Consider the following 13581-nt stretch of genomic DNA (forward strand, 5'->3'; position numbering starts at 1 on the left):
ATGTACAATTTAATTGGAGCAGGATTAATCGTTATCGGAGGTGGTATCGGTTTAGGTCAAATCGGTGGTAAAGCAATGGAAGGTATTGCTCGTCAACCTGAGGCAGCTGGAAAAATCCAAACAGCAATGATTATTATCGGAGCATTATTAGAAGGTTTAGCTTTCGGTGCTTTGATCTTAGGAAAAGCTTAAGGACAAAAACAACAATCGCATTCCTGTAACGGTTGGTTACAGGATGTGTTTGTAATTAAACAAAAAACAAAAAGAATATAATTTATATTTTATAATGGATCAGTTATTAAACGATTTTTCGCCTGGGTTGTTTTTCATGTTACTAATAATTTTATTAGTACTTATCTTCTTAATGGTTAAGTTTGCATGGAAACCAATAATGAACGCTTTAAATGAAAGAGAAGACGGTATTAAAAGCGCTTTAGAAGAGGCAGAAAATGCACGTAAAGAAATGCAAAATCTGCAAGCAGATAACGAAAGGTTATTGCAAGAAGCACGTGCAGAACGTGATGCTATGTTAAAAGAAGCACGCGAAATAAAAGAGAAAATTGTTGCAGATGCAAAAGAGCAGTCTATTATAGAAGGCGATAAAATAATTGCACAAGCACAAGCTACTATAGAAAGCGAAAAGAAAGCAGCAGTAGCAGATATTAAAAACCAAGTAGCTAACTTATCTGTAGAAATTGCAGAAAAAGTTATTAAGGAGCAATTGTCTAATAATGACAAGCAACTTAAGTTGGTAGAAGATATGGTAGGCGATATTAAGCTAAACTAATAAGAAAAAATGAACGAGTCTAGAGCAGCTATTAGATACGCAAAAGCCATTTTAAACCAAGCGGTTGAAGGTAAGGCTACAGATGCAGTTGAAAAAGACATGCATTCTGTTGTGCAAACAATTTCTGACAGCAAGGAACTTCAAGATGTATTGGCTAGCCCAATAATTAAAGGAGATGTAAAAAAGAATGCTTTGCTAGCTGTTTTTACAGGAAGTCATACCATTACAGAAGGACTTATTTCTTTGCTTGTAGATAATAAAAGAGTATCACTTTTAAAAGATGTTGCTCAGCACTATATTGTTTTAAACGAAAAGCTTAAAGGAGAAGAAACAGCAGTAGTAACAACTGCAGTTGCTTTAACTAAAGATTTAGAAGAAAAAGTTTTGGAGCAATTAACAAAATTAACTGGTAAAAAAGTAGCTATAACAAATGTTATAGATGAAAGTATTATTGGTGGTTTTGTATTAAGAATTGGCGATTTGCAATACAATGCAAGTGTAGCTAATAAATTAAATAGTTTAAAAAGAGAATTTTCAAACAGTCTATAGTCTTTGGTTTACACTACGGACTTTGTAAATATTAATTAAAACAACATGGCAGGAGTAAAAGCCGCTGAAGTATCAGCAATTTTAAAGCAACAGTTATCAGGATTTGACGCTAGCGCATCTTTAGATGAAGTAGGGTCAGTATTACAAGTAGGTGATGGTATTGTACGCGCTTACGGATTAGCTAACGCTCAATACGGAGAGTTAGTAGAATTTGAAGGTGGTTTAGAAGGTATAGTACTTAACTTAGAAGAAGATAACGTTGGTATTGTATTATTAGGTGGTTCTAAAGGAGTTAAAGAAGGCTCTACTGTAAAACGTACAAACCGTATTGCATCTGTAAAAGTAGGTGAAGGTATTGTTGGTCGTGTTGTAGATACTTTAGGTAACCCAATAGATGGTAAAGGACCAATTGCTGGAGAAACTTATGAGATGCCATTAGAGCGTAAAGCTCCAGGTGTTGTATATCGTGAGCCAGTAACTGAGCCATTACAAACAGGTATTAAAGCAATTGATGCTATGATTCCAGTTGGTAGAGGTCAGCGTGAGTTGGTAATTGGAGATAGACAAACGGGTAAAACTACTGTTTGTATTGATGCCATCTTAAATCAAAAAGAATTTTACGATGCAGGTAACCCTGTATATTGTATATATGTTGCTGTAGGTCAAAAGGCTTCTACAGTAGCTTTAATTGCTAAAACATTAGAAGAAAAAGGTGCTTTAGCTTACACAACAATAGTAGCTGCAAACGCATCAGATCCTGCTGCAATGCAAGTTTATGCTCCTTTTACAGGTGCTTCTATTGGAGAGTATTTTAGAGATACCGGTAGACCAGCTTTAATTGTTTTTGATGATTTATCTAAACAAGCTGTTGCTTACCGTGAGGTATCTTTATTATTACGTCGTCCTCCAGGACGTGAGGCATACCCTGGTGATGTATTTTACCTACACTCTAGATTATTAGAGCGTTCTGCAAGAGTTATTAATGATGATAGCATTGCTAAGGATATGAATGATTTACCAGAGTCTTTAAAGCCAATGGTAAAAGGTGGTGGTTCTTTAACTGCTTTACCAATTATTGAAACTCAGGCTGGTGACGTTTCTGCATATATCCCAACAAACGTAATTTCTATTACAGACGGACAAATTTTCTTAGATGGAGATTTATTTAACTCAGGTGTACGTCCGGCAATTAACGTAGGTATATCTGTATCTCGTGTTGGTGGTTCTGCACAAATTAAATCAATGAAAAAAGTATCTGGTACTTTAAAGCTAGATCAGGCTCAGTATCGTGAATTAGAAGCGTTTGCTAAGTTTGGATCAGATTTAGATGCATCTACTTTAAACGTTATTGAAAAAGGTAAGCGTAATGTGGAGATCTTAAAACAAGCTCAAAACGATCCTTACACTGTAGAAGATCAGGTAGCAGTTATTTATGCAGGTTCTAAAAACTTGTTAAGAGATGTGCCAGTAGAAAAAGTAAAAGAATTTGAAGCTGAATACGTAGAATTCTTAAATGCTAAGCATAGAGATGTTTTAGATACGTTAAAAGCAGGTAAATTAACTGACGAGGTTACAGATACTTTGGTAGCTGTGTGTAAAGATCTTTCAGCAAAATATAAAGCATAGTCCTTATCTTTTGTAGAAATACAATAAGAAAAGGGTATTTAAATTAGACTAATCAATCCCTCTCCTTTTGGAGAGGTTAGGAGAGGAAAATATGGCAAACTTAAAAGAAATACGTAACAGAATAGCATCAGTTTCTTCAACTATGCAGATTACCAGCGCAATGAAAATGGTGTCTGCTGCAAAGTTAAAGAAGGCGCAAGATGCAATTACTGCAATGAGGCCTTATTCTGATAAATTAACTGAGCTTTTACAAAGTTTAAGTGCTAATTTAGATGCGGATTCTGGTAGTAAGTTTTCTGAAGAGAGAGAGATTAATAAGGTTTTAATAGTTTCTATTACTTCTAACCGTGGTTTGTGTGGTGCATTTAATTCTAACATACTTAAGCAAAGTGTTTCTTTAGCAGAAAACACATATGCTGGTAAGGAAGTAGAGTTTCTTGCTATAGGAAAAAAATCTAACGATTTTCTTTCTAAAAATTACAATGTAATTGCTAATCATAGTGCTGTTTATGACGATTTAACTTTTGATAATGTTGCTGCAATAGCAGAGAATTTAATGGAGTTATTTGTTAATGGTGCTTATGATAAAATTGAGGTTGTTTATAATAAATTTAAAAACGCCGCAACGCAAATCGTAATTACTGAACAATTTTTGCCTATTGTAGCTGTAGCTTCAGATAAAGAGGTTTCTGCTAATAACACAGATTATATTTACGATCCTTCTGAAAAAGAAATTGTAGAACAATTAATACCAAAGTCTTTAAAAACACAATTATACAAAGGTGTAAGAGATTCTTTTGCTAGTGAGCATGGAGCACGTATGACGGCAATGCATAAAGCAACTGATAACGCAACAGAGCTTAGAGACCAGTTAAAGTTAACGTATAACAAAGCAAGGCAAGCGGCTATTACTAATGAAATATTAGAAATTGTTGGTGGTGCAGAAGCTTTAAATAACTAAAAATTAGTTTACTATAAGCCATTTTTGATAAACTAAATTTATGGCTTAAGTCTGATTTATTACGTAACTAGACGAATAATATAACTTAAAACCTCACTTTTCGTGAGGTTTTTGTTTTTTTGAAATCTTTTAAAAAGAAATACTTGGCATTAAATTTGTCATTGTATCTTTATAAATATCTAAATACCCCCATTATGAAAAATTCAATTTTTAGTATACTTGTTGTTTTAGGAATGTTAAGTAGCTGTTCTTCACAAAAGAATTTAGTAGATTCTGCTCCGTTTGAAATTGGTAAAGCATATTGCCAAGATTGGTATGGTGGCAAAGAAGAATCTGGCGCAGGGGTAGAGTTAAAAGTTCCGGTTGCAAATCTAGATGGTTACAGGGTTAATTCTATTTACTTTAGAGGTCAACAGTCCTATGTAAAAGTTATAAACGAAGAAGGTCAGAAGTTTGTAGTTGCAACAATGACTGCAAAAACTATGGTTCCTCCTAAAGATATTATTATGCATTCAGACCCAAAACAGGAATTGGGCAACAAGCCAGCTGCCAAAAAACTGCAAAAAGATTTTCCTTTTGAGTTGGCTTACGATGAAGCTGTTTTAAGTTATTACAAAGGCAATGTAATAAACTATGTTAAGATTAAGGACATAAAGCACAAGCAGGCTATTATTTATCCTTCTAGATCTAAGGAGTAAGACTTTGTTTGCTAGGGTATAAATAACTACTTTTAAACTCTAATTAAACGCTATTGAATCCTTTTAAAAAACTTTTTAAGCAAACCTTTGTGTATGGCTTGGCAACAGTGTTGCCCAGAATGCTGTCTTTCCTTTTGGTTCGTGTGTACACAGATGTTATGGATCCGGATCTTTATGGCCAGGTTTCCGTTATTTTTGCTTGGTTTGCAATTTTTAATGTGTTTTTAGCATATGGTATGGAAACAGCCTTTTTTAGGTTTTACCATAAGCATAATGATAAAGAAAAGGTGGTCTCTACCTCATTAATTTCTATAGCTGTTTCTACTCTAACTTTTTTTGTTGTAGCATTGGTATTAAAAAATCCTTTAGCAAGTTTTGCAGGTATTAGAGAGGAGTTTATTACCTACGCAATTTTTATACTGTCTTTAGACGCATTGGTGATTATCCCTTTTGCATTGCTTAGAGCTACAGAGAAGCCAATGAAGTATGCAATTATTAAAATTGTGAACATATGCATCAATCTTGGTTTAAACCTCTTTTTCTTATTGTTGTTGCCAAAGCTTGTTGTTGGTACTACAGATTCTGTTTTTACATCAATCTATAAAGAAGATTTTCAAATTTCATATATATTTATATCAAACTTAATTGCAAGCGGAGTAACATTAGTTTTAATGTTGGGCTTATATCTTAAGAGTAAATATGTTTTTGATAAAGTATTGTGGCGTGCTATGATGAAATATGCAGGGCCTGTTTTATTGGCAGGTATTGCGTTTACAATTAATGAGGTTTTTGATAAAATTTTGCTAGAATGGCTTTTGCCAAATAACATAGCAGAGGCAGAAGTTGGTAAATATGCGGCTTGTTATAAATTGGCATTATTTATGACGCTGTTTGCCACTGCTTTTAGAATGGGAATAGAACCTTTCTTTTTTAGTCATTCTAACGCTAAAAACCCACAGAAAGCATATGCTCAAATTACCAATTATTTTGTAATACTAGGGAGTGTAATTTTGCTTGCTGTAGTGGTTTTTGCAGATGTTTTAAAACTTTTGTTTGTAGATAATTCTGAGTATTGGGAAGCTATGAAGATAGTTCCGTTAATTGTTTTGGCAAACTTCTTTTTGGGAATTTACCACAACTTATCTGTGTGGTATAAAGTAACTGATAAAACACGTTACGGTGCTTTTATATCTGTTATTGGTGCAGTTGTAACTATTGTAATTAATGTAGCACTTATTTCTACCTTAAGTTATATGGCATCTGCAATTGCAACGGTGTTAGCTTACGGTACAATGATGGTATTATCTTATTGGTTTGGAAAAAAAAATTACCCAATACCATATAACATGCGTAAAATAATATTCTATTTTACGTTATCTGTGGTGTTTTCAATTCTATCTTTTTATATTTTTAATAGAAATTTATGGGTTGGTTGTTCACTATTACTGGTGTTTTTAGGGTTAGTGTACAAAATGGAAAATGAAATATTACGAAAAATAATAAAGAAAAAATGACAATCAAAATAATTAATAGATCTGCACACGCAACTCCTAGTTATGAAACTTTGGCTTCAGCAGGAATGGACTTAAGAGCCAATATTATAGAACCTATTACGTTAAAACCTTTACAAAGGGCAATTATAAAAACCGGGCTTTTTATAGAGTTGCCTGTTGGTTATGAGGCTCAAGTACGACCACGAAGCGGATTAGCAGCTAAAAAAGGTGTTACGGTTTTAAATGCACCTGGTACTGTAGATGCAGATTACAGAGGGGAAATAGGTGTAATTTTAGTTAACCTTTCGGAGGAAGACTTTACTGTAGAAAACGGAGAGCGTATTGCACAACTAGTAATTGCTAAACACGAAAGAGCAGAATGGATAGAGGTTACAGAATTATCTGAAACAGCTAGAGGTGAAGGTGGTTTTGGTAGCACTGGTACAAAATAAATAATATAAACATAAACCATAATTAATATAAGCTTGCGTAAGTATGCTTAGATTTAAAAAAAGAAAAAAATGAAAATTATAGTTCCAATGGCGGGTAGAGGTTCCCGTCTTAGACCACATACATTAACAGTTCCTAAGCCATTAATTCCTATAGCCGGTAAGCCAATTGTGCACCGTTTAGTGAGTGATATAGCTAAAGTTTTAGATGAGCCAATTGAAGAAGTAGCTTTCATATTAGGAGACCCTGCATTTTTTGGAGATGATGTTATAGCTAGTTTAAAAGCTTTAGCAGAGAGTTTAGGTGCAAAAGCATCTATTTATAGGCAAGACCAACCTTTAGGCACAGGACACGCTATAATGTGTGCTAAAGACTCTTTAAGTGGGCCGGCTGTAATTGCTTATGCAGATACCCTTATTAGAGCGGATTTTGACTTAGATAAAACGGCAGATAGTGTTATTTGGGTAAAACAAGTAGAAAAACCTGAAGCTTTTGGGGTTGTTAAACTAAATGATAAAAACGAAATTGTAGAATTAGTAGAGAAACCAGAGGAATTTGTATCTGACCTAGCTGTTATTGGAATATACTACTTTAAAGATGTTGCTGTTTTAAAAAATGAATTGCAGCACGTTTTAGATAATAACATTATTAATGGTGGAGAGTACCAAATTAATGATGGTATTAAACAAATGATGCAAAAGGGTAAAAAGTTTGTTTCTGGTAAGGTTGATGAATGGATGGACTGCGGAAATAAAAATGTTACCGTAGAAACCAATATGCGTATGTTAGGCTTTTTAGAAAAAGATGGTGAGGCATTAGTTTCTAAATCTGTTACATTAGAAAATGCAAATATTATAGAGCCTTGTTACATAGGAGAAAACGTAGTGCTAAAAAACACCACTGTTGGCCCTTATGTATCTGTAGGGGATAATACGGTTATAGAAAACTCAACAATAAAAAATAGCTTAATACAAACCAATAGCAAAATTGAAAATGCAAATTTAGATAATGCAATGGTTGGTAACCACGTAAAATACAATGGCAATTATGAAACAATTAGCATTGGAGATTACTCGGTTTTAGAATAAAAACAAGTTGTAAAATGCATTTTAACCCCATAAAATTACCTTTTATGGGGTTTTTTTGTGTTTTTTACACATCAAAAAAGCTATAATTCACCTACAAAACTCCTGTTTTTCACAACAATACAGGTCTCAAATTGTTACAAATCAGTCATTTGTATGTTAATTTGCATATGAACATCAAATCATAAATGTTTAATTATGCACACTAACCCCCAAATACAACCTACCTATAAGCAAATTATTTGCTTTATTTTATGCTTATCATTTTTGCAAATAAATGCACAAAACTTAGTTAAAAATCCGAGTTTTGAGTATTCTAAAAAATGTAGTAAAAAGCCAGGAAACTTTCAAAAAGATGTGTTGGATTGGCGTACGCCATCTGACGGTAGTACAGATTATTACAGCGATTGTAGCCCAGAAATGAGTACTAACCATAATTTTATTGGTAGGCAACAAGTTTATGAAGGTAAAGCTTTTGCGGGCTTTTATATGCTTGGTCCAGACAATTACAGAGAATATATTACAGGTTCATTAGCTAAAACATTAGAAAAAGGAAAAAAATATAAAGTATCATTTATGGTTAGCCTTGCAGATAAGGCGGGTTTAGCTGTTGATGAATTTCAGATTTTATTTACTGAAAAATCTCCAAAGTGGAGTACTAAAAAAAGTATTGCTATAGATTATGTAAATAATTCTGAAGAAATACGATTGTTAAGAGTGAGATCTGCTAATGGATACACTAATAGCAGAACTTGGACAAATGTATCAATTACATTTATAGCCAATGGAACAGAAAGCTTTGTTACCTTAGGTAATTTTAAAAGAGATAAACGAACTAGGACAAAAGTGGTTAATGACAGGTTGCGTAAAGCTTCTTATTATTATATTGATAATGTTTCTGTTAGCGAGTATGAGGGCATTAATCTAGATGAAATATATGTAATTAAAGATTTAATGTTTACTACGGATAGTTATATCATAAATCCAGAAGCAAAAGGGCAATTAAGAGAGTTGGTTAGGCATTTAAAAAGAAACCCGCATTTAAATGTTACTATATTTGGGCACTCAGATAATGAAGGAGATGCAAAATACAACAAGCTACTGTCTTTAAACAGGGCAAAATCTGTTGGAGAATTTTTATTAGACAATGGTTTAACTTTTGATCGTATTAATTGGAAGGGTTACGGAGATCAAATTCCTTTAGCAAGTAATAACGACGAAAAAGGAAGGCTAATGAACAGGAGAGTGGAGTTTGTGGTATCTGAAAATAAATATGATACCTATGTTAATAATGGCTTTGAAGAAGATAAAGAGTAAAATTTTAAGTTATTCATAAAAAAAACCTCTTCGGTAATGAAGAGGTTTTTACTATTAAAACAAATTTTAATGCTACTTTGCTTGCATTAATTCTTCAATTTCATCTGCCTCTATAGGAATGTTTGCCATTAAGTTGAAGGGTTCCCCTTTTTCTTGTATTACTACATCATCTTCCAATCTTATGCCTAAATTTTCATTAGGAATGTAAATACCAGGCTCTACTGTAAATACCATATTTGCTTTCATTGGGGTTTTTAGTTCTCCATAATCATGGGTGTTTAAACCAATGTGGTGGCTGGTTCCGTGCATAAAATATTTTTTGTATGCAGGCCAGTTTTTATCTTCGTTTTGTACATCTGCTTTGTCTAGTAAGCCAAGTCCTAACAACTCACTGGTCATTAATTTACCTACTTCTTTGTGGTATTCTGCCCAAATAGTTCCTGGAACAAGCATTTTTGTAGCTTCATTTTTAACACGTAAAACTGCGTTGTAAACTTCTTTTTGTCTTTTAGTAAACTTACCACTTACAGGGATACTTCTACTTAAATCACTAGAGTAGTTTGCGTATTCTGCAGCAACATCCATAAGTATTACATCGCCATCCTTGCACTGTTGGTTGTTTTCTATGTAATGTAATACGTTTGCATTAGCACCAGAAGCAATAATTGGGGTGTATGCAAAGCCTTTAGAGCGGTTGCGTACAAACTCGTGTAGCAATTCCGCTTCAATTTCATATTCCCAAACACCTGGCTTTACAAAACTTAATAAACGTTTAAAACCTTTTTCTGTAATGTTACAGGCTTCTTGCATTAATGCTAATTCCTCAGGCTCTTTAACACCTCTAATATTTTGCATTATAGGGAAACTCTTTGCCCATTGGTGAGCAGGGTAATCAGCTTTACATTTTTTTATAAATCGGTCTTCCCTTGTTTCTGTTTCTACAGCTTGCCTGTAGTGTTCATTGGTGTCAAAGTAAACTGTTTCTGCCTCTGTCATTACATCAAAGAAAACTTTGTCAAAATCAGATAACCAATAAACTGTTTCTATTCCAGATACTTCTGTAGCGCGCTCTTTGGTAAGTTTTTCACCTTCCCATACCGCAATATGTTCATTTGTTTCCCGTACAAATAAAATTTCTTTATGTTTGGGGTTAAGTGCATCAGGAAAAAGAATCAAAATAGTTTCTTCTTGGTCGGCACCTGTTAGGTAAAAAATATTTCTATTTTGCTCAAAAGGCATTGTGCTATCTGCACCAATAGGGTATATGTCATTAGAATTAAAAACAGCAACACTCTTAGGCTTCATTTGCGCCATAAACTTTTTGCGGTTTTTCACGAATAATTTAGAATCGATTTGATTGTATTTCATTTCTTAATTTTTCTGTTGTTATATTGAAATTTTAGAGGCAAAATCGCATAAAATTTCAAGATGTATCCAAAAGTAATGAATATCTATTTTTGTGCATAAGAAAACATATCTTTTAGTGTCTTTTTAACGTATTTGGGGCATCAAATAACTAACAGATAAATATGTTTGTACAGGTAGCAAAAAATTATTTTGGCATAACACCCTTTATTTATAACTTCCGTAAATTATTTAATTAGACTAATTAAGAGAACAAAACCTAACGAACAAAACCAAAAAAATGAGAAAAAGTTTATCCTTGTGCATTTTATTTACCAGTGCATTAAGCTTTGCGCAGCCAACGGCAACTCCCCAAAACGTTGTAGAAAATGCGTTAATGCAAAAAAAGCAAATGGAAGAATCTTCTGTTGTAAAAAATATAACATTTACTAATATTGGGCCTACGGTAATGAGTGGCCGTATTGTAGATGTAGCCGTTAACCCTAATAAACCAACTGAGTTTTATGCGGCATATGCGTCTGGTGGTTTATGGTATACCAACAATAATGGCACAACTTTTACTCCGATTATGGACAATGCAAGCACGCAAAATATAGGAGATATTGCCGTAGACTGGCAATCTGGAACTATATGGATTGGTACAGGAGAAAATAATTCGTCTAGATCTTCTTATGCTGGTGTGGGATTATTAAAATCTACAGATAAAGGTAAAACTTGGCAGAATATGGGTTTGGTAGATGCGCACCATATTGGCCGTATTTTAATTAATCCAGAAAATACTAATGAGGTTGTTGTGGGTGCAACAGGGCATTTATACTCTGCTAATGAGGAGCGTGGTATTTATAAAACTACAGATGGTGGTAAAACTTGGAAAAAAACACTTTTTGTAAATGATGTTACTGGTATTATAGACGTTGCTATGGTGCCAACTAACTTTAATGTACAATATGCAGCTGCTTGGGAAAAAGACCGTAAAGCTTGGAATTTTTCTGGTAACGGCTCTAATTCTGCTATTTATAAAAGCACGGATGGTGGTAGTAGCTGGACCAAAATTACAACTAAGGAAAGTGGTTTTCCAACTGGAGAAGGTGTTGGTAGAATTGGTTTAGCCGTTTTTGATGAAAACACTGTTTACGCTGTACATGATAGCCAGTTTAGAAGACCTGCAGAAGAAAAGAAAAAAGATAAAACTACGGATTTGGTTAAGGACGATTTTAAAACAATGTCAACCAAAGAATTTTTGGCTTTGTCTGACTCTAAGCTTAATAATTTTTTAAAAACAAACGGTTTTCATGAAAAGCATAGAGCGCCAAATGTTAAGCAAATGGTACGTGTTGGTACTGTTAAACCAATAGATATTGCTAAGTATTTAGAAGATGCCAACTCTATGTTGTTTGATACGCCTGTTGTTGGAGCAGAAGTATATAGGAGTGATAATGCAGGGAAGACTTGGAAAAAAACAAACCAAGAGCATATAGATAATTTGTTTTATAGTTATGGTTATTACTTTGCACAAATAAGAGTACACCCTAAAAATAAAGATGAAATTTACTTAGCTGGTGTACCGCTAATAAAATCTAATGACGGTGGTAAAACTTTTAATAATATTGATGGTCCAAATGTACACTCGGACCATCACGCACTATGGATTAATCCAGATTTAAAAGGACATTTAATTAATGGTAATGACGGAGGAATAAATATATCTTACGATGATGGTAAGAATTGGATAAAAAATAATTCACCAGCTGTTGGTCAGTTTTATGCAATTAATGTAGATGATGAAAAACCATATAATGTGTATGGTGGTTTGCAAGATAACGGAGTTTGGGTTGGAGCCAATAATGCAAGAGAAAGTGTAAGATGGCACCAAACAGGTAAGTACCCTTGGCAAAGTTTAATGGGTGGTGATGGTATGCAAGTGCAGATAGATAGTAGAAATGCTAATATCGTTTATACAGGTTTTCAGTTTGGAAACTATTTTAGAATAGACAGAGAAAATGATTCTCAAAAATACATTCAGCCTAAACATAATTTAGGAGAGAGTCCTTATCGTTTTAATTGGCAAACACCAATATTATTATCCTCTCACAACCAAGATATTTTATATTTAGGAGGTAATAAATTACACCGTTCTTTTAATAAAGGAGATGATTGGGAAACTATTTCTGACGATTTAACAAATGGAGGTAAAAAAGGAAATGTAGCATATGGTACGTTAACAACAATATCAGAATCTCCTTTTACCTTTGGATTGCTCTACACAGGTAGTGATGACGGAGCCATACAACTTACTAAAAATGGCGGCGCTTCATGGGAAAAAATAAGTGATAACCTTAAAAACGAGGAGCTTTGGGTGTCTAGAGTAGTTGCGTCTGCCCATAAAAAAGAACGTGTTTATGTAACTTTAAATGGTTACAGATGGGATGATTATACACCATACGTATATGTAAGTGATGATTATGGTAAAAGCTGGAAAAATATTGGTGGTAACATACCTGCTTCTCCCGTAAATGTTATTATTGAAGATCCTGAAAATGAAAATTTATTATTTGTAGGTACAGATAACGGTTTGTATGTGTCTTTTAATAAGGGAAATACTTGGGAATTATTTACTAATGGTATGCCTGCTGTAGCCGTACATGATTTGGTAATACAAACTACAGCAAAAGATTTATTGGTTGGTACGCATGGTAGAAGCATTTATAAAACTAATATTGCCAAGCTTCAGGAAATGACACCTAAAATGTTGGCTAAAAAATTACACCTGTTTAAACCAGAAAGCATTAAACATTCTAGCAGATGGGGTAATGCTCAATCAACAAGGTTTAGACCAAATACGCCTGGAGTAGATATTAGTTTTTACGCAAATAAACAAGGCAGTTTTACCGCTCGTATTTTAACTATGAACAATACAGAAGTTAGCTCTGTAACCGTAGATGGTGAAAAAGGGTTTAATGTGTTATCTTATGATGTTGCTTTTTCTAAAACAGGAAAATCTAACTTTCTAAAAAAGAATAAAGTAAAGTTGCAACAAGCTAAAGACGGAAAAACATACTTGCCTAAAGGGGTGTATAAAATAGAGTTGTCTGGTAATGGGTCTAATACAACTACCAATTTTGAAATAAAATAAATATACCTATTGTTACATTTTAAAAGCCAAGATTAATTTCTTGGCTTTTTCTTATGTTAAAAAACCTATAAATACTAAAGTCTAATTTTTTAAAGCCTTAGTTTTGCATCCTTTTTA

At 33.6% G+C, this 13581-nt stretch carries 12 protein-coding genes; 11 read left to right on the forward strand and 1 reads right to left on the reverse strand.

Going from position 1 to position 13581, the window contains the following annotated elements; translation table 11 throughout:
• From atpE to PBN93_RS06905, 10 genes are all read left to right on the forward strand, one after another.
• Nucleotides 1-192 carry an ATP synthase F0 subunit C gene (atpE, locus tag PBN93_RS06860; protein WP_013620961.1) on the forward strand — a complete coding sequence of 64 codons (192 nt, stop codon included), beginning with the start codon at nucleotides 1-3 and terminating at the stop codon, nucleotides 190-192.
• Nucleotides 193-286: 94 nt separating this feature from the next.
• Complete coding sequence (locus PBN93_RS06865; RefSeq protein WP_077403328.1) at nucleotides 287-787, forward strand: F0F1 ATP synthase subunit B; 501 nt, start codon at nucleotides 287-289, stop codon at nucleotides 785-787.
• 9 nt (nucleotides 788-796) lie between these two features.
• Nucleotides 797-1336, forward strand: coding sequence for an ATP synthase F1 subunit delta (gene atpH, locus PBN93_RS06870; RefSeq protein ID WP_271081746.1), 540 nt, complete (start codon nucleotides 797-799; stop codon nucleotides 1334-1336).
• Nucleotides 1337-1381: 45 nt separating this feature from the next.
• On the forward strand, nucleotides 1382-2962 hold the full coding sequence (gene atpA, locus PBN93_RS06875) for a F0F1 ATP synthase subunit alpha (RefSeq protein WP_077403334.1): 1581 nt from the start codon (nucleotides 1382-1384) through the stop codon (nucleotides 2960-2962).
• 91 nt (nucleotides 2963-3053) lie between these two features.
• A complete protein-coding gene (atpG, locus tag PBN93_RS06880; protein ID WP_271081898.1) occupies nucleotides 3054-3923 on the forward strand; it encodes an ATP synthase F1 subunit gamma in 870 nt (289 codons plus the stop codon).
• Nucleotides 3924-4117: 194 nt separating this feature from the next.
• Nucleotides 4118-4621, forward strand: a complete 504-nt coding sequence (locus PBN93_RS06885; protein WP_271081747.1) for a hypothetical protein — start codon at nucleotides 4118-4120, stop codon at nucleotides 4619-4621.
• Nucleotides 4622-4674: 53 nt separating this feature from the next.
• Nucleotides 4675-6135 (forward strand): oligosaccharide flippase family protein, encoded by a 1461-nt coding sequence (locus PBN93_RS06890; RefSeq protein ID WP_271081748.1) that lies wholly within the window; start codon nucleotides 4675-4677, stop codon nucleotides 6133-6135.
• Nucleotides 6132-6566: a dUTP diphosphatase gene (gene dut / locus PBN93_RS06895; protein WP_077403343.1), complete on the forward strand. Its 435-nt coding sequence runs from the start codon at nucleotides 6132-6134 to the stop codon at nucleotides 6564-6566. Before PBN93_RS06890 ends, dut begins: the two co-directional genes overlap by 4 nt.
• Nucleotides 6567-6635: 69 nt before the next feature.
• The gene (locus tag PBN93_RS06900; protein WP_077403346.1) at nucleotides 6636-7652 is read left to right on the forward strand and encodes a sugar phosphate nucleotidyltransferase; all 1017 of its coding nucleotides are present in this window, start codon (nucleotides 6636-6638) and stop codon (nucleotides 7650-7652) included.
• Nucleotides 7653-7847: 195 nt separating this feature from the next.
• Nucleotides 7848-8966 (forward strand): OmpA family protein, encoded by a 1119-nt coding sequence (locus PBN93_RS06905; RefSeq protein ID WP_077403349.1) that lies wholly within the window; start codon nucleotides 7848-7850, stop codon nucleotides 8964-8966.
• A gap of 72 nt (nucleotides 8967-9038) precedes the next feature.
• On the opposite strand, the gene PBN93_RS06910 is transcribed toward PBN93_RS06905, so the two are convergent.
• Entirely contained in the window at nucleotides 9039-10334 is a 1296-nt protein-coding gene (locus tag PBN93_RS06910) for an aminopeptidase P family protein (protein ID WP_077403352.1), read from the reverse strand.
• 277 nt (nucleotides 10335-10611) lie between these two features.
• Here PBN93_RS06910 and PBN93_RS06915 point away from each other — a divergent pair, with 277 nt between their 5' ends.
• The gene (locus tag PBN93_RS06915; protein ID WP_077403355.1) at nucleotides 10612-13464 is read left to right on the forward strand and encodes a sialidase family protein; all 2853 of its coding nucleotides are present in this window, start codon (nucleotides 10612-10614) and stop codon (nucleotides 13462-13464) included.
• The last annotated feature ends 117 nt before the right edge of the window (nucleotides 13465-13581 follow it).

Origin of the sequence: Cellulophaga omnivescoria, from assembly GCF_027915275.1 — a bacterium.
Taxonomy (GTDB): domain Bacteria; phylum Bacteroidota; class Bacteroidia; order Flavobacteriales; family Flavobacteriaceae; genus Cellulophaga; species Cellulophaga omnivescoria.